Raw genomic sequence first — 22,123 nt, 5'->3', positions numbered from 1 at the left:
CCGCGGAACGCCTGTGTCCATGTGGTGCGGGAAGCGATCCCCACGGTGTGGGGAAAACGCTTACCTGCACGCTAATCCAGATTGAAACGTTTCGCAACCGGCAATTCGCGACGGGGATTACAACGATTACCGCGGGAGCTTCCAGTCTTTCACGACCAGGTTCCCGCCCTCGACCTCGAGACCCAACCGATATACCGCGGCTCGCCTCTGCTCGCCCGTCGCGGCGTGCACTGGTGCTGCCTCCGCGGTGCCGAAGAAGTAGAACCACAGCTCGTCGCCGTGGTGCACATGAGCGCCGTGATTGCCGTGGCCTCCCCCGGGAGCATCGGCGAGGATGACGGCATCGTCATCTCCTTGACGCAGCCAGCGGATGCCGTCGTCGGAGCGGTACACGCCCATCCCCCGCCACTCGTCGACGATCATCCACCAGAACCCGCCGAGCTCGAAGACCGTCGCCCCCTCATGCGGGCGTCCGCCGATCGCGACGCCGTCGAGCCGCCATTCGCCGAGGTCGGGCGACGAGGCGACCATGGTCACCGAGTCCGCCGCTTCGTCTTTGTACCAGATCCGCCAGAGGCCGTCGGGGGTGCGGGCGACCGCCGCATCGATGACCCGATCGCTGCTCAGCGCGAGCGGTCCGCGTCGCTCCCAGTGGCGGAGGTCGTCCGAGACGTACTCGACGATCTCGCGCACGAATCCCGGCCACCGATCAGGGATGCCGTCGATCTCCGTCAGGTACATGTGCCACTGCGCGCCGTCCCAGACGACCTCGGGCGCCCAGTGCGTGCGGTCGATGCCGACAGGCGGCGGGCCCGGCTCCAGGACGAGGTCGGATGCCGCGGGCTCGAGAGTGCCGTCGTACCTCCACTCGACCCCGTCCTCCGACGTCGCGACGCCGATCCGGCTGCCATGGATCCACGAGACCCCCGGGCCTGCATCCTCGAGGCTCGCGCGCCGCTGCGTGTAGAACATCCACCACCGCCCGCTCTGGTCGATCACGACCCGCGGATCGGTGGCCCCGTCGTAGACCGGGTCTCGGTAGAGCTCGTTCACCGGCGGAGATCGGTGACCGGACTCGCGAAACCAGCCCGATGCGTGGGGTGCGAACCGAGCACTTCGGGAGTGATCGCGATGCCGTCAGCCGCGGCCGAGGCATAGATCGCCGCGACGATCTCCAGCGAACGCGCGGGTGCGTCGGCGGTCGCCGGAAGCGGCCCGCCGTCGAGCAGGGCGTCGAACACATCGCGCAGCAGCGGCGTGTGGTCGCTGCGCTCCTCGACATCCGGGAACGCCCATCCCTCGGCCTCCGTCTCGAACCCCGGGGCGGGAGTGATGCGCCAGTTCTCGTGGCCGTGTCCGTAGACGTGATCGACCGTGATCGTGGCCTTCTGCGTGTCGATGCGGATCGAGCTCGCCTCCCGCGGCGACACCGCACTCGTGACGACCTGCGCGACCACGCCCTGATCGAACACGATCGTCGCGGTCGAGACATCTTCGGTCTCGGTCTCGCGGTCGAGCCGCCAGAGCCTGCCCTGCACCGACGACCAGTCGCCCAGCAGGTGCGCGAGCAGATCGATCTGATGGATGCCGTGCCCGAGCGTCGTGCCGCCGCCCTCGGTCTCCCACTTGCCCCGCCACGGCACGGCGAAGTAGTCGGCGTCACGGAACCAGAGCGTCTGGCACACTGCGACGAGCGGGCGCCCGAGCGCGCCGCTCTGCAGCAGCGAGCGCACGTGCGCTGCCGCTGTGCCGGTGCGCTGCTGGAACACGACAGCGAGCTGCTTGTCGACCGCGAGTGCGCCCGCGAGCATGTCGTCGAGCTCGTCGAGCGACGGTGCCGGTGGCTTCTCGACGATCACGTGGGCGCCTGCCGCGAAGGCGGCGAGCGACTGCTCGCGGTGCGGCGCCGGCGGGGTGCAGATGAGCACGACATCGGGGTGCTCGGCGGCGAGCATCTCGTCGAGGTCGCCATAGGCGGAGGCGATGCCGTACCTGCCCGCGAACTCCTCGGCCTTGTCGAGGCTGAGGTCTGCGACGGCGACCAGCTCCGCCCGGGGGTACGCGGCAACGGCGCGGGCGTGCGAGTTCGCCACGGAGCCGGTGCCCACCAGGGCAGCGCGAAGGATCTTCTCGGATGTCATCGGTCCTCCTCAGGACGGTGAGTGGGGGGTCATCTCAGGCCGTTCTGCACCAGGTGCAACCGAGCGTATCGCCCGTCTGCGGCCAGCAGATCGTCGTGCGGGCCCTGCTCTACGATGCGCCCGTGCTCGAGCACGACGATGCGGTCGGCCTGTCTGATCGTCGACAGACGGTGTGCGACGACCAGAGTCGTGCGGCCGCGCATCAGCCGCTCGAGTGCCTCTTTGACGAGTCCTTCGGATTCGGGGTCGAGTGCACTGGTCGCTTCGTCGAGCAGCAGGATCCGCGGGTCGCGCACGAGCGCGCGGGCGATGGCCAGGCGCTGGCGCTGACCACCCGAGAGACGAGCTCCTCGCTCTCCGACGACCGTGTGCCACCCCTGTGGCTGCTCGCTCACGAACTCCCAGGCATTCGCGTCTCGCAGAGCCTGCTCCACGCGGTCCGGCGTGACGTCGGGCATGCCGTAGGCGATGTTGTCGAAGACCGACCCCTCGAACAGCACGGACTCCTGCGGCACCACTGAGATCGACCGGCGCACGGTGCGGAGGTCGAGCTCCTGCATGTCCTGGCCGTCGAGTCTGATGCGGCCGCTGGTCGGTCTGACGAAGCCGAGCACCAGATTCAGGAGCGTCGACTTGCCCGACCCCGATGAGCCGACGAACGCGACCGTCTCGCCGGGCGCGATGCGCAGATCGATCTCGAACAGGGCGTCCTCTTCAGCATCCGCGTAGCGATGCGTGGCAGAGTCGAGCACGATCTCGCCCCTCACCGTCGAGACGACGCGCTTGCCGGAGTTCTGCTCGACGTCGGGCTCCTGCAGGACCTCGGCGATCGAGCGCACCGACTCGAGGCCGCGGGCCCCGACCGGGATGAGCATCAGCAGCTGGGTGAGTCCGCCGGTCAGCAGGGTGAAGTAGCTCGAGAGCATCACGACCTCGCCGGGCGTGATCGGCAGGAACCCGGTCAGTGCGCATACGGCCGCGAGCATGAGGCAGGCGACGCCGAGCAGCTGCATCGCCACCCACGAGATCGACGCCACTCTGCCGTTCAACAGGTCGAGGTCGAGGCCGGCCTTGCGTACTCCGTCTGCGCCGCCGGCGACGCGGCTGATCGCCGTCTCCTCGAGTCCGTGAGCGCGAGTCACCGGAATGAGCGACGCCATCTCACCGACTCGGGCAGACAGCGTCTCGATCTCGCGGCGGAACACCTCGTTGCGACGCTGCGAACGATTGCGCATGCCGTAGCGGATGCCGATGGCGATCGGCACGGCGAGGGCGTAGACGGGAAGGAACTGGGGCACGGTGATCGCCGTCATCCCCAACGCTCCGAGCATCACCATGGTCGATGACAGCAGCGGATGCGTGACCTGCTGCAGCATGAGCTCGACGTTCTCGACGTCGCGCACGACCTTCGTCTGCACGATCGATGAGCTCATGCGCGTGTGGTACCCGATCGACAGGCTCTGCAGGCGGGCGGTGAGCGCGTTGCGCAGGTCGGCGCCGAGATCGCGCACGACCGTCATGAAGTTGCGCGTGTAGATGATGTGGTTCGGGTAGTTCTGCAGCAGGAGCACCGCGGCGAGGGCGAACCACCACAGCACCTCCGTCACGTCGCCGTCACTCGCCACGACGTCGATGATCGCGGCGGTGATCACCGGTAGGAACCAGAGCGGGATCTCCTTGATCGCGAAGGCCGTGATCGCGAAGGTGAGGCGCCAGGGCCGCCGTGCGACCAGGCGCAGCACAGAACGGGTCGGGTGCTGACCGTCGATGAGCGCGGCCGGATGGGAAAGCGCTTTCTGTACCATGGTCCTATCGTAGAGTCACCACCGTCGCCAGTGAAGCGCGACCACCCGGATCGACAGGAGCACCCATGACCTTCGACGCAGCATTCGACTGGGCCCGTCGTCACGTGCAGGCGGAACGGCTGCCGACAGCGGTGCTGGGCATGGCCACGGCGGACGGCATCGTCGACCTGGAAGGCTTCGGCGCCGCGACCGACGCCGTGTATCCGTTGTTCTCGATCACGAAGGTGCTCACCGGCATCACCGCGGCGCGAGCCGTCGAACGAGGCCTGCTGACCCCGAACACTCCCCTCACGGACGCCCTGCCCGACTTCGGATCGTCTCGTGACGACATCGTGCGACTCTGGCACCTCGCGTCGCACACCTCGGGCATCTCCGAGCCCCCGCTCGACACCGCACTTCCGCTGCGCCATGAACTGCTCACCCGTGGGCGGGACTTCGCCGCCGGAACCGCCTCGCGGTATTCGACTCTGGCCTTCGAGGGCATCGCGGCGCTGATCGAGCACGCGACGGACACGACGTGGGACGACGGCACTCTCGACTGGGCCCATCGCATCGGCGCGATCGGCCTGACCCTCGACACCGCGCAGTCCGTCGGCGTGCCGGATGCGGCGGCGGGCGGGCTCGACCTCGACCGGTTCCACGCGACGCGAGCACCCGGTGCGGGGATGCTGGGCCGCGCCGAGGATCTGCTCCATCTCGGCGCCGAGTTGCTGCGCATCGGCCGCGGCGAGCGCGACAGCATCCTGTCTCCCGCCGGGCTGGCGATGATGCTGCGCCCGCTGACCGGCGACATCCCCCGACTCGACCCCTACCCCGACGGGCGCGGTCAGGACTGGGGCTTCACGTTCAACCTGCGCTCGCGGGCGCCCGGGCTCGTCGATCGGGATGTCTACGGCCACGGAGGGTGGGCCGGCACCGAGTTCTGGGTGCACCCGGGGGCGGGAGTGGCGTGGGTGCTGCTCACCAACGCCGCCGTTCGACCGGGCGTCGACGCCGACGAGCTCGACAACGCGGTGGTGAGCGCGCTCTAGCGCGGCCTGCCCGCTCGACGGTCGGCTCCCGAGCGACGCGCGTCTCATCTCGAGGCGTTCCTGAAACGTCTCAAGAAAGTTGTTGCCACCACGTCCGGCGACATGCAAGGATCGGTGCCAACCCCCGGGAATACGTTTTCCGGGCCATTCGGATCCATCGATCGGCCGAGACGAAGTGGTCTCTTCGCCCCGGCTCCCCCTTTTGATATCCGCACCGACGCGGGTCTCTCAGTCGTACCCCTTAGCCAGTGATGTCCAAGGAGGAACCGTGGAGCATTCCACCCGTTCTGCACGAAAGTCCCGTTCGTTCCCGCGCCTGCGCGCAGGGTTCGCCGCCGCCACGATCGCCGCCGTGATCGGGGCGACCATGACCGCCGTCCCGGCGGCGGCCGCGCTCGAACCGGCCGCCGATGGCGCCTGGCGCTTCGACTTCGGCACGGCCACGAGCCCGGTCGCCGAGGGATACGAGCCGGTGCTCGCGACCTCGCTCTACACGGCCGCATCGGGATGGGGAGTGACGGTGCCCGACGGCGTCGCACTGTTCGCCCGTGACCGCACCGGCAACCGCACTCCGGCGGATCCGGTGGCCGAGGACTTCGTCGCGGGGACCTCCTGGGGCTTCCTGCTCGACAGCGTCCCCGCCGGCGAGTACGACGTGACCGTGACCATCGGCGATGCGCTGACGACGGCGTCGAGCACGAACGCGACGCTCACGCTCGAGGGGGTCGCGCAGACGCGACTGCTGTCGCCCAAGGGCGGCTCGACCACCGAGACGTTCCGCACGAAGGTCGAAGACGGTCAGCTGACCGTGGGCTTCACGGGGAGCGGCCTCGGGGCCTACGTCAACGGACTCGTCGTCGCCCCGGTGCTCCCTGCGGTGCCCGCCGACCTCGCTGTCGCCAAGGTCGCCTGGAACACGGTCGACCTGGCGTGGACGCCCTCCGATGGCGCCACGGCCTACCGCGTGCTGCGAGCCGACGTCGATGGCGATGCTGTCGGCGAGTTCAGCCGGATCGCCGAGATCGAGACGACGACGTTCTCCGACACCGCCGTCGCCGAGGGCGACACCTTCGCCTACGTGGTCGAGGCCGTCAACTCCTATGGGCTCGTGTCCGCCCGCACCGCCGAGGTGCGCAGCGGCGCCGTCCCGGCGCTCGCCGTGCCGGCGACCCCTGAAGGACTCGCGGTCGCGCAGGTGACGAAGGATGCCGTCGCGCTGACCTGGACCGCGACGCCCAACGCCGACGAGTACGCCGTCGAGCGCGCCGGGACCGACGGACTCTTCTCCGCCGTCGCCACCGTGTCCGCACCTGCATTCACCGACACCGTCGACACGTCCGAGACGTGGACGTACCGGGTGACGGCACGCAACGCGGCAGGCACCTCCGATGCATCCGTCGCCGTCGACTCCGCGGTCTACGCGGCGCCCGCTCCCCTGCCCACCGGCGACAGGATCGTCTTCGACTTCGGCCCCGGCGCCCTCGCCGACGGCGCCGTCGGCGTCACCTCGGCCGTCGGGTTCTCCGACGAATGGGGATACGGCTTCAGCACGGCTCCGGTCTCTGCAGAACCCGATGTCGATCGCGGTGGCGACGATCCGCTGCGCGGAGACCACGTCGCAGCCCAGGGCGGCACCTTCGAGGTGCAGCTCGGAGCAGGCGACTACATCGTCAGCGTCATCGCGGGTGACCGGAGTGCCGCGAGCGAGATCGCGATCACCGCGGAGGGCATCGCCAAGGTGCAGACGACCACGAAGCCCGCCGGGGAGTACCTCGAGATGGCCTTCCCGATCGCCCTCATCGATGGTCGTCTGACCCTGCAGGTGGGCGGCTCGGCGGCCGCACTCGACGCACTCACCATCACGCGCCAGACGAGCCGCGCGCCCGGAGCGCTGCCGACGGTGTACCTCGCCGGCGACTCGACCGTCCAGACCTACACCGACACGTTCGCACCGCAGGCCGGGTGGGGGCAGATGATCGACCGCTTCTTCGCCGACGACGTCGCGTTCGCGAACCATGCGATCGGCGGACGGTCCTCGAAGAACTTCATCACGCAGGGCCGTCTCGACGAGATCCTCCGCGGAATCCGTCCCGGCGACTACCTGTTCGTGCAGTTCGGCCACAACGACGCGACTCAGGGCGTCGACGATCGCTACGCGTCTCCCGCCGACTACAAGGAGTATCTGCGCAGCTACGTGCACGGAGCGCGCCAGCGCGGCGCCACCCCCGTGCTCGTCACCCCCGTCTCGCGCCGCAGCTTCGACGCCACGACGGGCGCCGCCAACGTGAGCTTCCCCGAATACGTGGCGAAGATGATCGAGCTCGCGCAGGAGGAAGGAGTCGCGCTCGTCGATCTGTCGGCATCGAGCCGTGCCTACCTCGACGAGATCGGCCCCGAGGCCGCGAAGTCGGTGTTCCTCTGGGTTGATCCTGGCATCTTCCCCGGGCGCCCGTCCGGCACCCAGGACGACACGCATTTCCAGGACTACGGCGCGATCCAGATGGCTCGTCTGATCGCCCAGGACGTCGCCGCCCTCGACGATCCCCTCGCCGCGAAGGTCGTCGACGTCGAGCCGCCAGCCTCGGTGCCGGTCGCGCCCGCGAATCTCGTGGCCGGCTCCATCTCGAATGCCGGCGCGGTGCTGCAGTGGAACGCGTCTTCGGGAGCCGACATCTATCGCATCGAACGCCAGGCGACCGCCGACCCGGAGCAGGTCTGGTCGCTGGTGACGACGACCACGCAGACGAGCGCCATCGTGCAGGGCCTCGCCGAGGGCGCGGGATACCGCTACCGCGTGTTCGCGGTGAACGGCCGGGGCGTCTCGGACGCGTCGAACACCGTGAGCTTCTCGACCAAGCAGGCGAAGTGGAAGTTCGACTTCCAGCTCACCGGCGGGGTCGTGATGCCGGGCTACACCGAGGTGAACCCGGACGACGGATACACGGCTGACGCCGGATTCGGCTTCGCGGCCCCCCTGGCGGCGAACGCCGGGCGCGACCGCGGCACCGCGGGTGGAGCGAGCGACCTCGAGCGCGACTTCGTGCTCCCGGGCGACTCGAGCGAGTTCCTGCTGGACGTGCCCAATGGCACCTACTCGGTCAAGACCTACTCGGGCGACTGGATCGGCTCCACCCGGACGAACTTCGACATCGAGGGCCAGGCCTTCGGAACGGGCAATGCCGGATCCGGATCCGTGAACGCGTCGGTCCGCGGCCCTGTGCTCGTCACCGACGGTCAGCTCACCGTGCGGGTGCACGGAGCCGCCGCAGGAACACGCCTCAACGGCATCGAGGTGACTCCGATCCTGCTCGGCCCGGCCGGCCTCGAGGTGACCGACGTGAACGCGGATCCTGCTGCGCCGACCGTCTCTCTCACCTGGACCGCCGAGCCGGGGATGACCTGGAAGGTGTATCGCACCTCGGCGTTCGAGAAGTCGTCGACCCTGATCGGCGAGACGGCGACGGCCTCGTTCGTCGATGCCGGCGCCCGCCTGGGGCTCGATTACGCCTATCACGTCACTGCTGTCGACCAGACCGGACTCGAGTCGGTGCCCTCGACATCCGTCGACGTGTCACTGGTGGACCCGGCTGTCGACGCTCCGTCGGCCCCCACCGCACTCGCAGTCGACCGGCTCGAGAAGCGCGAGGTCGAGATCTCGTGGGCGCAGCCGAGCACCGCCGTGTACACGATGGTCTTCCGATCCGAGATCGAGGGTGAGCGCGGTGAACTCGCCGGCTTCGCCAGCTCGAACCGCTTCGTCGACACGGCCGTGCTGACCACCATCCCGTACCACTACACCGCTGTCGCGGTGAATGCCGGTGGTGCGGGGCCCGACTCCGCGCAGCTGAGCACGGAGGCGGCCACCGTGCTGCAGCGGCAGGCCGAGTACCTCGACCGTGCGCCCGCAGCGGTGCAGACGGACGACGGAGTCCTGGTCAGCTGGCGCATGCTCGGCACCGACCCGGATGCGATCGCCTTCCACGTCTATCGCGACGGCACCCGCATCACGGACGAGCCGATCACCGACTCGACCAACCTCCTCGACGCCGACGGTGCGGGCGACTCGACGTACTTCGTCACCAGCCTCCTCGATGATCGCGAGGTCACGGTGACCGACGAGTTCGGAGTGCAGGACGGCGACCACCTCTCGATCCCGCTCGACAAGCCTGCCGACGCGTACACGAAGGACGGCCAGCCGTACTCCTACCGCGCCAACGATGCGAGCGTGGGCGATCTCGACGGCGACGGGCAGTACGAGATCCTCGTCAAATGGGACCCCTCGAACTCGAAGGACAACTCGCAGTCGGGCTACACGGGCAACGTGTACCTCGACGCCTACCGTATCGACGGCACGCGCCTGTGGCGCATCGATCTGGGCGTGAACATCCGGGCAGGCGCGCACTACACGCAGTTCCAGGTGTTCGACTACGACGGCGACGGCCGCGCCGAGGTGATGATGAAGACCGCCGACGGCACGATCGACGGCGCGGGGCAGCCCATCGGCAACGCCAGCGCCGACCACCGCAACAGCACGGGCTACGTGCTGACCGGCCCCGAGTACCTCAGCGTCTTCAACGGACTGACGGGGGCTGCGGTCGACACCGTGGACTACGTGCCGGCCCGAGGCGATGTCGGCTCGTGGGGCGACGCCTACGGCAACCGGGTCGACCGGTTCCTGGCGGCGACCGCCTACCTCGACGGCGAGCACCCCAGTGCGATCTTCAGTCGCGGGTACTACACCCGGGCCGTGATGGCGGCGTACGACTTCGACGGCACGACGCTCACTCAGCGCTGGGTGCTCGACTCGAACGACCCGGGCAACGAGGGCTTCTACGGAATGGGCAACCACAACCTGTCGGTCGCCGACGTCGACGGCGATCAGAAGGACGAGATCGTCTACGGATCGGCCACGGTCGACGACGACGGCACACTCCTGTACTCGACCGGCCTCGGCCACGGCGACGCGATCCACGTCTCGGACCTCGTGCCCTCGAACCCCGGCCTCGAGGTGTTCGCCGCACACGAGGAGATGAACGCCTCGGGCAACGTCGGGGCGACGATGCGCGACGCGCGTACGGGTGAGGTCCTGTGGTCCGTTCCCGCGGCCAAGGACACCGGTCGTGCCGCCTCCGGCGACATCGACCCGCGGCATGAGGGCGCCGAAGGCTGGGCGATCGGCGGTGATGCCGCGTGGAACTCCCCCGTCGGCCAGCTGAGGTCGTCCACGGGCGAGCTCATCGGCGAGCGCATCCCTGCGGCGAACTTCCTCGCCTGGTTCGACGGTGACCCGCTGCGGGAGATCGTCGACCACGACTGGAACGCCGAGACGTCCACGGGCGTGCCGACGGTGTCGAAGTGGAATTGGGAGACCGAGTCCAGCGACGTGATCCTGAAGGCCGAGGGTGCGCTCTCCAACAACAGCACCAAGGGCACGCCGAACCTGCAGGCGGACCTCTTCGGCGACTGGCGCGAGGAGATCGCCTGGCGCTCCGACGACTCGACCGAGTTGCGGATCTACTCGACCACCGACGAGACGGATCTGCGCCTGCGGACCCTGATGCACGATCCCGTGTATCGACTCTCGGTCGCGTGGCAGAACACCGGATACAACCAGCCGCCGCAGACGAGCTTCTTCCTCGGCGACGGCATGGAGCAGCCGCCGGCTCCGCGCATCGCGGTCACCGGCGACCCGTCTGGGGCAGTCGACCAGACGGCTCCCGTGGTGTCGGGGATGCCTGCCGACGGCACCCTGTTCGCCAGCACGTCGACCTTCACCGTGGACGTGACGGCCGCCGATCCCGAGTCGGGGGTGCGGACACTCGACGTCGCCTTCGACGGAGACCCCGTCGCACCGGGCCAGACGATCGACCTGGCCGACCTCGTCGGACCCCACACGGTCACGGTGAACGCGGTCAACCACGACGGCCTGGTCACCCGTGCGGAGGCTCAGATCCTGGTCTACGACGACGAGCGCCCGACGGCGAAGCCCGCACGGGGCACGCTGTCGACCGACTCCGGGTGGGACACCGGTCTGCATGACGGTGCGTTCACCGTGTCGATGAACCTCTGGCACGGCGTGAACGGCTCGGTGTTCCGGCTCTTCGAGAACGGCACGCTCATCGCGACGAAGCTGCTCGATGCCGACTCGCCTGAAGCCCAGCTCACCACGGTCTCGGTGAGCGGCCGCCCCAACGGCACATATGTGTACACGGGCGAGCTGGTCAACGCGAAGGGCACGACGTCGACGACATCCGTCACTGTCAAGGTCAAGGACGCCGCCCCCGGGGTGCCCGTGGTCAGCCACGACAACTGGGATCGCGACGGCAGCTACACCGTGACCACCGATCTCTGGTGGGGCACGAACGGCACCGAGTACCGGCTCTACGAGAACGGCGCTCTGATCGACACCCAGGCGCTGGTGACTGCCTCCCCCTCGCCGCAGCGCGCGAAGACGGCGATCACCGGTCGCGCGCCCGGCACATACGCCTATGTCGCCGAGTTCTCGAACGCTGCGGGCACGACCGCCTCGAGGAGTGTGACTGTGACGGTGAGGTGATCCGGCGATCCAGCCGAGGCATGGCCGGTCGCTTGACAGAGCGACCGGCCATGCTAGTGTTGGGACATTGAATGAAACGATTCAAAACCTCGATGAAGAGAGAACAACCATGACCCGCGTCGCGTTCCAGTTGCAGGTGCGTCCTGAACTGCTCGACGAATACCTCGCCCGTCACTCGCCCGTGTGGCCCGAGATGCTGGCTGAGATCGCGGCCGCCGGCCGCCGCAACTACTCGCTGTTCCTGGCCGACGGTGGCACGCTCGTCGGCTACTACGAGACCGATGACGATGCCGCGGCGCAGGCCTACCTCGCCGCCTCCCCCGTCGCCGCGCGCTGGGAGGCCGAGATGGGCCGCTTCTTCGTCGATCTCGACGGGCGCCCCGACCAGGCCGCCACCGCGCTCACCGAGGTGTTCAACCTCGAAGACCAGCTCGCCGACGCCGGCAGCTCCGCAGCATCCGACATCGATCACCACGACACCGACAACCGCAACGACACCGAAGGCAGCGCCTCATGAGCATCCTCTCGTCCGACAACCTCGCAGCTCTCGAGCAGCAGGGCATCGAGCTCCCCAGCTGGGCGTTCGGCAACTCCGGCACCCGCTTCAAGGTGTTCGGCACGCCTGGCACCCCGCGCGACCCGTGGGAGAAGATCGCGGATGCCGCGCAGGTCAACAAGTACACCGCGCTCGCCCCGTCCGTCGCCCTGCACATCCCGTGGGACCTCGTCGACTCGTTCTCCGATCTGCGCAAGCATGCCGAAGACCTCGGCGTGACCCTCGGCACGGTCAACTCCAACACCTTCCAGGACGACGACTACAAATTCGGCGCCCTGACCCATGAAGACCCCACGATCCGCCAGAAGGCGATCGACCACCACCTCGCCTGCATCGACGTGATGGATGCCACGGGCAGCCGCGACCTGAAGATCTGGCTTGCCGAGGGCTCGAACTACCCCGGCCAGGCCGACCTGCGCGGCCGGCAGGACCGCCTGCAGGAGTCGCTGCAGCAGATCTACGCACGGCTCGGCGACGACCAGCGACTCGTGCTCGAGTACAAGTTCTTCGAGCCGGCGTTCTACCACACCGATGTTCCCGACTGGGGTACGTCGTACGCTCAGGTCTCCTCCCTCGGCGACAAGGCGATGGTGTGCCTCGACACCGGCCACCACGCCCCCGGCACGAACATCGAGTTCATCGTCATGCAGCTGCTGCGCCTCGGCAAGCTCGGCTCGTTCGACTTCAATTCGCGCTTCTACGCCGATGACGACCTCATCGTCGGCGCGGCCGACCCGTTCCAGCTGTTCCGCATCCTGTTCGAGGTCGTCCGCGGCGGCGGCCTGAACAACCCCGACGTGGCCTTCATGCTCGACCAGTGCCACAACGTCGAAGACAAGATCCCCGGCCAGATCCGCTCGGTGCTGAACGTGCAGGAGATGACGGCCCGCGCGCTGATCGTCGACCGCGAGGCACTGTCCGCCGCGCAGAAGTCCGGCGACGTTCTGGCAGCGAACGCCGTCTTCATGGATGCGTTCTACACCGACGTGCGTCCGGCTCTCGCCGAATGGCGCGAGTCGCGCGGCCTCCCCGCCGACCCGATGGCGGCCTACGCCGAGTCGGGCTACCAGCAGCAGATCGCCGCCGACCGCGTCGGCGGCGTGCAAGCCGGCTGGGGCGCCTGAGCCCGCACCCCGACCCGTCGGGATGCGGGAGCCGATCCCCGCATCCCGACGTCCCACCGACAGAACGGATGACGCTGTGAGCGACGAGGTGCTCGACGGCCCGCATGGGCCGCTGCGCGTGCGGGTGTACGCGCCGACCTCCCCCGCAGGGCCCGGCCTCGTCTGGGTGCACGGAGGCGGCTTCGCGGCCGGCGAGCTCGAGATGCCCGAGGCAGACTGGGTCGCGCAGAGATTCGCAGACCGCGGCATCGTCGTGGTGTCGGTGGATTACGCGCTCGCTCCGTTCCCGCGCACCTGGCCCGCAGCGTCGGGAGCCCCCGAGCGAGACGGCGTGCACTATCCCGTCGCGTCCGACGAGGTCGAGGCCGCGTTCCGCTGGGCCACGGAGTCGGATCTTGCCCGAGGCCCCTGGTCGATCGGCGGAGCGAGCGCCGGCGGCAACCTCGCCACGGGGGTGGCTCTTCGCCTCAGCCACGGCACGGGTCCGGCACCCGCACTCGCCGTGCTCGCGTACCCGACGCTGCACGCCGTGCAGGGCACGCCGGATGCCACGCTGCGCTCAGCTCTCGACGCGAACCCTGACGCCGACGTGTTCGGCCCGGAGCCGGTGCGCGGGATGTACGAGAACTACCTCGGCGGGCCGGCCGAAAGCGGCGACATCTACGCCGTGCCCGGCACGGCATCCGTCGCCCAGCTGTCGCACTTCCCCGCCACGATCATGATCAACGGCGAGGTCGACGAGCTGCGCGTCTCGGGCGAGGCGTTCGGCGCCTCGCTGCGCGACGCCGGCGTCGACCTCGACATCTCGACCGAGCCGGGCACCCGCCACGGCCACCTCAATCAGCCCGAACTCGCGGCAGCGGCAGCATCGATCGACCGCTTCGCCGCACGCATCCTCGCTCTCTGAACGGCTCGTCGCTGCGGCCGGTCGCCCGCTCGCGGTTCAGCTGACCGCCACGAGCTCATCGAAGCGCGCTCGCCTGGCCGCGTAGGCGTCGTGGCGACGGGCATCGGGTCGGAACTCGGCCTCGACGGCGTGCGCGATGCTTCGCGTCGACTCGAACGAGGCGAGACGGCCCGTGGCGACGCCGGCGAGCATGGCCGCTCCCTGTGCTGCACCATGCCCACTGGCCGGTCGATAGACAGGGATGCCGAGCACATCGGACTTGATCTGCAGCCAGGCGTCCGACGAGGCCCCGCCTCCCGTGCTGATCAGCTCATCGATCGCATAGCCGGCGGCTCTCATCGCGTCGATATCGCGGGCCAGAGACAGAGCGTTCCCTTCCATCGCCGCGAGCATGAGGTCGGTGCCGTCTGTCGTGAGATCGACACCGGCGATGAGGCCGCGCGCGTCGGCATTCCAGGTGGGAGTGCGCTCGCCGGCAAGACTCGGCACCATCGTCACCCGACCGGGTCGGTGCTTGGAGAGGATGCGCTCTGCCGAACGGAGATCTGCGGACGAATCGAGCCCGTTGACCCAGTCGATCGTCGCGCCGGCAGTCACCTGAGCCGTGATCAGCAAGTCGACGTCCGGCACGCAATGCCGGGAGTGGATGAAGCCGACGACGGCTGCTCCGCGAGGGACCGCGAGCATCGTGACACTCGAGAAGCCGGTCATGTCGACGAGCGGATCACCCGCCGTGAGCACTCCGGCCTCGAGCGCTGATCCGATCGCATCGATGCCGCCGGCGACCACCGGCGTGCCGGCGGGAAGCCCTGTATCGGACGATGCAACGAGAGTCACCACTCCGACCACGTCGGTTGACCGCACCAGCGGCGCGAGCAGCGAGAGAGCGGGCACCGCATCGCGAAGCCGATCGGGGAAGTCGCCGACCTCGTCGTTGAACCCCTGCATCAACGATGCGGTGGTGTCGTCGAGCGCACTGACTCCCGTCAGCCTGCGCACCAGGTAGCCATTGGTCGAGAGCACGGCGGCCGCGGCGTCCAGGGATTCGGCGCGGTGCTGCGTCAGCCAGAGCAGCTTGGCCGTTCCGAAGAACGGGTCAGCGCCGTTACGCGAGTGCGGCACGAGCTCGCCGATGGTGCGGGCCTCCGATGCCGCCCGCCGGTCGAGCCAAGTGAGCGCTGGGCCCGTGGCGTCGCCGCTCGCATCGACGGGAACGAAGGTCGGCGCCTGAGAGGTCACGGCGACGGCGAGCACCTCGAGCCCGGGGATCACCGCGGCGAGCGCTGCCCGCAGGGCGGTCCACCACTGGCTCGCGTCCTGCTCGGCGCTCGCCCCGTCTGTCTTCGTGGGGTACGCGACCGAGTGGTCGGCGACCCTCCGCCCCTCGAGATCGATGGCGACGACCTTGACGGAGCTGGTGCCGGCATCGATCCCCAGAAGCGCGGCCGTCACAGCAGCGCCGCCCGGGCACCGTCGGTGAGCGGGTTCATCGCCGGCTCCCCGTGCAGGAACCGACGCAGCTCCTCTGCGACTCCGCGCGCCGCCCGCACCGCAGTCTCCTGGCTCGCACCGGCGATGTGCGGCGTGACGACGACGTCGCGGCCGTCCTTCGCAAGGCGGAACAGTGCATGGCCGAAGTCGACCGGCTCCTCGGGATACACGTCGAACGCAGCGCCGCCGAGACCTCCGCTCTCGATCGAAGCGGCGACGGCGTCGTAGTCGACCAGACCGCCGCGCGCGGCGTTGACGAGCAGGGCACCCGGCTTCATGAGTGCGAGCGTATCGCCGTTCACCATGTGCGCGGTCTCGGGCGTCAGTCGGGCGTGCACCGACACGAGGTCACTGCGACGGAAGACCTCGTCGGAGGTCGACACCTGCTCGATGCCGTCCGCGAGTCGCCCGGAGGGGAGATAGGGGTCGAACACCAGCACCCGCGCGCCCATCGCGGCGAAGGTCCGCGCGACGTGCGAGCCGACGGCACCCGCTCCGAGGAGGCCGATCACAGAGCCCGCGACCTCACGACCCACGGCGTCGGAGCGATACAGGTCGCCGCGCCAGTTCGACGCCATCATGCTCGCCTGCGCCAGGGGTATGCGACGCATCAGGGCGAGCGCCAGCCCGATCGTCATCTCCGCGGTGGCGACGCCGTTGCGGCCCGGCACGTTGGCGACCTGGATGCCACGATCGCGGGCCGCCTCGATGTTGACGTTGGTGGGCCCTCCGCGCGAGACGCCGATGAACCGCAGCTCGGGCACGGCATCCATCACCCTTTCGGTCAGGGGCGCGAGCTGGGTGACGATTGCCGTCGAGCCCTGCAGCGAGTCGATGAGCTCGTCCTCAGACCCTGACGCCTCGTCGACCTCACCCACGCGTCCGAACGGGACGTCGGGCCAGCCGAACTCGGTCTCGACGATGTCGATGCCCTCGGGCAGCGCTCGCTCGAGCTCCTCCCGGAACAGGGAGGAACGGATGAAGCGGTCACCGGCGGCGAGCACTCGGATCATGATGGTGCTGGTCCTTTTCCGTCGCGGTCGAGCCGCGACATTCAGGGGAGGGACTACAGAGTGGCCACCCGCGCTCACGGGTGGCCACCGGGGCGTCAGCCGCCGTAGATCTCGTCGAAGTAGTCCTGGGCGTTGGAGCTGTCGATGACCTCGATGGGCATGTACTGGTCCTTCTCCACGTCCTCACCCGCGAGCAGGTCGAGGGTGATGTCGATCAGGGCACGACCGTGGGCCTTTCCGCCGCCGAGGCTGATCGACGTCTTCTGCGGGTCGCCGTTGATGATGTTCTGGATCTCGTTCTCGGTAGCATCGATGCCGAAGAGCCCGAACGAGTCGTAGTCGGTGACACCGGCGGACTTCACGCCCTCGTTGCCGCCGACTGCGCCGCCGCCGCCGATCGTGGCGATCACCTTGAGGTCGGGGTTCGCCTGGAGGAAGTTCTCCGCATTGGCGACGCCGTCCTCTGCAGTGAGTGCGGGCGCGGTGCCGACGAGCTCGGCGTTCGGAGCCAGCTCGGCGATGGCCTCCTTGATGCCGTTCGCGCGGTCGATGATCTCGGGGAAGCGCGGCAGGTCCATCAGCGCCCACTGCACGGTCTCGTCCGCGTCGAAGTTGTCGTTGATCCAGGCGGCAGCCGCCTCGCCGTTGGCGTAGCCGGTGTTGTAGGCGTCGACCAGGTACTGCGCGTCGTAGTTCTCGAGGACCTGCGTGTAGCCGACGACCTTGATGCCGGCGTCCTGGGCCTTCTTGGTGACGTCGACCAGCGCGTTCGCGTCGACGGCGCAGATGATGATCGTCGAGACGCCCTGCTGGATGAAGTTCTCGATCTGGGTCACCTGGGCGGCGGCATCGTTGCGCGCGTCCACGTACGTGACGCTGAGGCCCTCTTCAGCGCCGTACGACTCCGCCTCCTGCACGAGCTCCGCCCAGACGGGGTTGCTCAGGTCGGAGAACGTGATGCCGACGCTCTGATCGCCACCGGCCGAGGCATCTCCGCCACCGCCCGGTCCGCTCGGAGAGACGGCGGTGCAGCCGGAGAGCAGCAGTGCAGCGACGACGCCGGCGACTGCGGCGATCTTGCCGAACTTCTTCATGATGGTTCCTTACTGTGTCGGGTGCGGTCGTCCGTCTTTGAAACGACCGCCGGAGGGGTGTCAGGAGGTGGATGCCGGGACGGTCGGCACGGTGAGCGGCACGCCGCCGATCTGCTTGCGTCGGCCGGGAGAGTTCTTCGACATCGCGTCATAGATGACGGCGATGAGGAGGATGGCTCCCTTGATGAGGAGCTGCACGTACTCGCTGACATTGATCAGCACGAGTCCGTTGTCGAGGACGCCGACGATGAGGACGCCGATGAACGCCCCGAAGAGCCGACCGCGCCCACCCATCACGCTGATGCCGCCGAGCACACAGGCCGTCAGCACGCTGAACTCGAAGCCGGCGCCCGTGGCGGACTGCGCCGAGTTCAGTCGCGAGAGGAGCAGGATCGCGCCGATCGCAGTGAAGAAGCCGCACAGGGCGTACACGAGGATCAGGGTGCGGCGGGTGTTGACGCCGGAGAGTCTGGCCGCCTCGACGTTGTTGCCGATCGCATAGAAGTAGCGGCCGATGTACGTCTTGTTGAGGACGAAGAGGCCCACACCCCATACGGCGATGAGGAAGAACAGCGAGACGGGGATGATGCCGAACACCGCGCCCTGGCCGAGCAGCGAGAACTCCGCGGGGAATCCGAAGATCGGCAGACCTTTGGAGATCAGGTAGCTCAGTCCGTTGAGCATCATCATCATCGACAGGGTCACGATCAGGGGTGCGACTCCTGTGAGCGTGATGATGAGACCGTTGATGACGCCGATCAGCGTGCCGAGCGCGAGCGCGGCGAGGCAGGCCAGGTACCAAGGGAGCCCGACCTGCGCCATGAGCATGCCCGTGACGACCACGTTGAGTGAGATCTGATAGCCGACCGACAGGTCGATGCCACCGGTGATCAGCACGAAGGAGAAGCCGACGGCGACGATGCCGAGCGTCGCGACCTGCCGCGCGATGTTGAAGATGTTGCTCGGGTCGAGGAAGTTCGGGGTCATCAGGCTGAATGCGATGATGAGGACGACGAGCACCAGGACGATGCCGATGTCCTTGATCCGTGGCAGTGCGATTTTCATGCGGGCTCTCCTTGCGCGGCCAGGGCCATCACGGTCTCCTGGGTGATCTCGTTCTTGTGGAGGATCCCCTCCTGGTTGCCTTCGCGGAGCACGACGACGCGGTCGGACATGCCGATCAGCTCCTCCATGTCGGACGAGATCATCAGGATCGTCTTGCCCGCCGCAGCGAGCCGGTTCATGATCAGGTAGATCTCAGCCCTCGCTCCGACGTCGATGCCGCGGGTCGGCTCGTCGAAGATCAGCACCTCCGGGTCGGTCGCAAGCCATTTCGCGAGGACGACCTTCTGCTGGTTTCCTCCGCTGAGGTTGCCGACGATCTCAGCGCCGCTCGGGGCCTTGATGCGGAGGTCGGTCATGTACTCGGCCGTGAGGTCGCGCTCGGCCTTCGGCGAGATGACCGTTGCCCGAGACAGCTGCTTCTTCAGCAGAGGCAGTGTGATGTTCTCGGCGATACTGAAAGGCAGCACGAGGCCGTGTCGCTTGCGATCCTCGGGCACGAGCGCGATGCGATTGCGGATCGCCTGGATCGGCGACCGCGAGACGACCGAGCGTCCGTGCAGCGTCACCTCTCCCGCGTCGATCCGCTTGGCGCCGAACAGCAGCTCCATGAGCTGGGTCCGCCCCGCGCCGATGAGGCCGGCGAAGCCGAGGATCTCCCCCGCTCGCGCCTCGAAGGTGATGCCTCGCACGCCGTTGCCGCTGACGCCGTCGACCCGCAGGGTGACCTCGCCCGGCGAGAAGTCCCTGGTCGGGTATCCCTCGGTCAGCTCGCGGCCGACCATCAGGTTGATGAGCTCGCGCCTCGTGGTCTCGGAGGTGTTCTTCGTGGCGATGTACTGACCGTCACGCAACACCGATACCCGATCGGACAGGCGGAAGATCTCCTCCATACGGTGCGAGATGTACACGATCGTCATGCCCTCGGCGCGCAGCGCGTCGACGACCTTGTACATCGCCTCGACCTCGGAGGCCGTGAGGGGGGCGGACGGCTCGTCCATGATGAGCAGCCGAGCGTTGCGAGACAGAGCCTTCGCGATCTCGACGATCTGCTGGTAACCGGTGGTCAGGTCGCCGACGAGCTCGCGCGGGTCGATCTTCACCCCCAGCCGGGAGAACAGCTGCTCCGCCTTGGCGTTCATGCGCTTGCGATCGAGCACAGGCCCCCGCAGCAGGTAGTGCCCGAGGAACACGTTCTCTGCCGCGTTCAATGTCGGCACGAGCGTGAACTCCTGATAGATCACTGCGATGCCGAGGTCCTGCGCGAGGGCGGGGGTGAGCTTGTCGTACGCCTGGCCGTCGACGACGATCGAGCCGGCGCTGGGCTCGACAGCGCCGGCGAGGATCTTGATGAGCGTCGACTTGCCCGCCCCGTTCTCGCCGACGATCGCGTGCACCTCGCCGGCGCGCAGGTCGAGCGACACACCACCGAGGGCAGTCACGCCGGGGTAGAGCTTGGTGATGTCCGTCAGCGCGACGTCGATCGCCGAAGGTGTCGGCAGGGCTTCGTCCACGACGCTCATCCGCTCACCACGGTTCGGTTCGGATTCGGGCTCCGAGTAACCATGAACACACTCCTTCGTGCTGACCTGTTCGAACCAGAATGTTCGATCAAGTTAGCTTTTGTCAAGTTCTGTGTGAAAAGAATCACACGACAGAACATCGACCAGACGTCGGAGTGGAGGGCGCCGGGTCAGAGGATGGTCGGAACCGCCTGTGCGTACAGGGCGAGTTCCGGCGAATCCGCATCGAGTTCGGTGGCGAGGGCAGCCACCTTGGCGAGGGGCACGGAGGCCGCCGTGGCAGTCCCGTCGAGCTTCTCGGCATGCACGCCGATCACGATGTGCGCAGACGATCGGGCGAAGGCGCGCTTGAGCTCCGCCTCCTCCAGGGTGTCCTCGTAGCAGGCGCGATCATCGACCGCCGCCGCCGAGGCGAAGAAGCTCGAGAACCGCATGCTCTCGAGAAACGCCGTCGCGACCGGTCCGATGAGGGAATCCGACCGCCGATCGGCGGCCCCGCCAGTGAGAATCGCGGTCACGCCTGGCTTGTCCTGAAGCGCATGGAACGTGGAAAGCCCATTCGTCACGACCGTGAGATCGTCGCTGGCGACGATCTCCTGAGCGAGCCGGTTGATCGTCGTGGACGAGTCCATCGCGATCACTCCGCTCGTGGGCACGAGCGGAAGCAGCTTCGCGGCGATGAGCGCCTTCTCCTCAGCATGCGACCGCTCACGCCCATGAAAGCTGACCGGGCCGCTGTACACGGCGCCACCGCGGACACGACGTGCGATTCCGCGCTCCTCCATCGCGGTGAAGTCGCGGCGCACGGTCATCTCACTCACTCCCAAAGAATGCGCCGCATCGGCGAGCGAGATCGCCTTGGACTCCTTGAGGCGCGCGAGAAGCCAGTTCCACCGTTCCTCAGCCGCCAGTGACTTCACATGTTCAGTATATGAAAGGGGCAAGATCTCACACGATCTAACACGGGGATTCGCGGCAGCCCGGATAGATTCCTCTTATGGGTCTCACGGGCAATCTCGATGCACAGCGCCGACGAGAGGAGTTGGTCAGCCTCGCCGGGTCGCCTCAGGGAGTGCAGATCGACGCCGCGGCTGAGCTGTTCGGGGTGTCGAGCATGACGATCCGCCGCGACCTCCTCGAGCTCGAGGCGGAAGGGCTCATCCGACGCATTCGCGGCGGCGCCACCGCCTCGCCGCGAGCCCGCCCCTTCGATGCTCGTCGGGCGATCCGCGCATCGGCGAAACGCTCCGCCGCCGAGAAGGCGCTGCGGTTCGTGCCGCAGGCGGGCACGATCGCCCTCGATGCGTCAACCACGATCAGCATGCTCGCCTCGATGATCGGCCCCCGGAACGGTCTGACCGTGTACACGAACTCCTTCGAGACGTTCCAGATCCTGCATCCCGTCGACGGAGTGACCGCTGTCCTGTCCGGAGGAGTCGCAGAACCGAGCACAGGGAGCTTCGTCGGGCCCGTCGCCAGACAGAGTCTGCGCTCGGTCTACTTCGACGTCTTCTTCACCTCAGCCGATGCCGTGGATGCAGAGGACGGCACCTCGGAGGTGTCGCCGGATGAGGCGGAGCCCAAGCAGGCCATGGCGGCGAACGCATCGACCGTGATCCTGTGCACGGACTCCAGCAAGCTGGGGCGCCGATCAGTCGCACGGGCACTGCATTCGACCGACTTCCAGGTGCTCGTCACCGAACTCGACCCTCAGCACGCAGCTCTCGACGAATTCCGCGTCGGGGATCGGGAGATCCTGTAGCACCCTTCCCTTGGCCGTCACATCATGTTAGATTTCACATGACATCACATTCCGCATT

The 22,123-nt window shown here is 67.9% G+C and carries 15 protein-coding genes; 6 read left to right on the top strand and 9 right to left on the bottom strand.

Annotated features, from left to right (window positions below; genetic code table 11):
• Positions 1-126: 126 nt before the first annotated feature.
• Genes ACZ0AA_RS16950 through ACZ0AA_RS16940 form a run of 3 tightly spaced genes read right to left on the bottom strand, consistent with a single transcriptional unit; the run spans position 127 to position 3,946 of the window.
• Positions 127-1,053 carry a glycoside hydrolase family protein gene (locus ACZ0AA_RS16950; RefSeq protein WP_463513650.1) on the bottom strand — a complete coding sequence of 309 codons (927 nt, stop codon included), beginning with the start codon at positions 1,051-1,053 and terminating at the stop codon, positions 127-129.
• Entirely contained in the window at positions 1,050-2,141 is a 1,092-nt protein-coding gene (locus tag ACZ0AA_RS16945; protein WP_463513649.1) for a Gfo/Idh/MocA family protein, read from the bottom strand. Before ACZ0AA_RS16945 ends, ACZ0AA_RS16950 begins: the two co-directional genes overlap by 4 nt.
• A 29-nt stretch (positions 2,142-2,170) precedes the next feature.
• Positions 2,171-3,946: an ABC transporter ATP-binding protein gene (locus ACZ0AA_RS16940; RefSeq protein WP_463513648.1), complete on the bottom strand. Its 1,776-nt coding sequence runs from the start codon at positions 3,944-3,946 to the stop codon at positions 2,171-2,173.
• A gap of 65 nt (positions 3,947-4,011) precedes the next feature.
• Between ACZ0AA_RS16940 and ACZ0AA_RS16935 the strand changes: the two genes are divergently transcribed.
• From ACZ0AA_RS16935 to ACZ0AA_RS16915, 5 genes are all read left to right on the top strand, one after another.
• Positions 4,012-4,977 carry a serine hydrolase domain-containing protein gene (locus ACZ0AA_RS16935; RefSeq protein WP_463513647.1) on the top strand — a complete coding sequence of 322 codons (966 nt, stop codon included), beginning with the start codon at positions 4,012-4,014 and terminating at the stop codon, positions 4,975-4,977.
• A 268-nt stretch (positions 4,978-5,245) separates the two neighbouring features.
• Complete coding sequence (locus ACZ0AA_RS16930; RefSeq protein WP_463513646.1) at positions 5,246-11,533, top strand: rhamnogalacturonan lyase family protein; 6,288 nt, start codon at positions 5,246-5,248, stop codon at positions 11,531-11,533.
• 109 nt (positions 11,534-11,642) lie between these two features.
• Entirely contained in the window at positions 11,643-12,050 is a 408-nt protein-coding gene (locus ACZ0AA_RS16925; RefSeq protein ID WP_463513645.1) for an L-rhamnose mutarotase, read from the top strand.
• The gene (rhaI, locus tag ACZ0AA_RS16920; protein WP_400862275.1) at positions 12,047-13,213 is read left to right on the top strand and encodes an L-rhamnose isomerase; all 1,167 of its coding nucleotides are present in this window, start codon (positions 12,047-12,049) and stop codon (positions 13,211-13,213) included. Before ACZ0AA_RS16925 ends, rhaI begins: the two co-directional genes overlap by 4 nt.
• Positions 13,214-13,289: 76 nt before the next feature.
• Positions 13,290-14,120 (top strand): alpha/beta hydrolase, encoded by an 831-nt coding sequence (locus ACZ0AA_RS16915; protein ID WP_463513644.1) that lies wholly within the window; start codon positions 13,290-13,292, stop codon positions 14,118-14,120.
• A 36-nt stretch (positions 14,121-14,156) separates the two neighbouring features.
• Here the strand turns inward: ACZ0AA_RS16915 and ACZ0AA_RS16910 are convergent, their stop codons facing one another.
• The 6 genes from ACZ0AA_RS16910 to ACZ0AA_RS16885 form a co-directional block, all read right to left on the bottom strand.
• On the bottom strand, positions 14,157-15,572 hold the full coding sequence (locus ACZ0AA_RS16910; RefSeq protein ID WP_463513643.1) for a xylulokinase: 1,416 nt from the start codon (positions 15,570-15,572) through the stop codon (positions 14,157-14,159).
• On the bottom strand, positions 15,569-16,624 hold the full coding sequence (locus ACZ0AA_RS16905) for a 2-hydroxyacid dehydrogenase (RefSeq protein ID WP_463513642.1): 1,056 nt from the start codon (positions 16,622-16,624) through the stop codon (positions 15,569-15,571). Before ACZ0AA_RS16905 ends, ACZ0AA_RS16910 begins: the two co-directional genes overlap by 4 nt.
• Before the next feature lie 95 nt (positions 16,625-16,719).
• Positions 16,720-17,718: a sugar ABC transporter substrate-binding protein gene (locus tag ACZ0AA_RS16900; protein WP_463513641.1), complete on the bottom strand. Its 999-nt coding sequence runs from the start codon at positions 17,716-17,718 to the stop codon at positions 16,720-16,722.
• Between the two features lie 60 nt (positions 17,719-17,778).
• Positions 17,779-18,783: an ABC transporter permease gene (locus ACZ0AA_RS16895; protein WP_400862283.1), complete on the bottom strand. Its 1,005-nt coding sequence runs from the start codon at positions 18,781-18,783 to the stop codon at positions 17,779-17,781.
• On the bottom strand, positions 18,780-20,303 hold the full coding sequence (locus ACZ0AA_RS16890) for a sugar ABC transporter ATP-binding protein (protein WP_463513640.1): 1,524 nt from the start codon (positions 20,301-20,303) through the stop codon (positions 18,780-18,782). Before ACZ0AA_RS16890 ends, ACZ0AA_RS16895 begins: the two co-directional genes overlap by 4 nt.
• A gap of 170 nt (positions 20,304-20,473) precedes the next feature.
• Entirely contained in the window at positions 20,474-21,223 is a 750-nt protein-coding gene (locus ACZ0AA_RS16885) for a DeoR/GlpR family DNA-binding transcription regulator (protein ID WP_463513639.1), read from the bottom strand.
• Between the two features lie 77 nt (positions 21,224-21,300).
• On the opposite strand from ACZ0AA_RS16885, the gene ACZ0AA_RS16880 reads away from it, so the two are divergent.
• On the top strand, positions 21,301-22,065 hold the full coding sequence (locus ACZ0AA_RS16880; protein WP_463513638.1) for a DeoR/GlpR family DNA-binding transcription regulator: 765 nt from the start codon (positions 21,301-21,303) through the stop codon (positions 22,063-22,065).
• Positions 22,066-22,123: the final 58 nt, after the last annotated feature.

Source organism: Microbacterium sp. AC035, from assembly GCF_979258485.1.
Note: the sequence above shows the minus strand (reverse complement) of the source record. Positions and strands in the feature narration are given on the sequence as shown.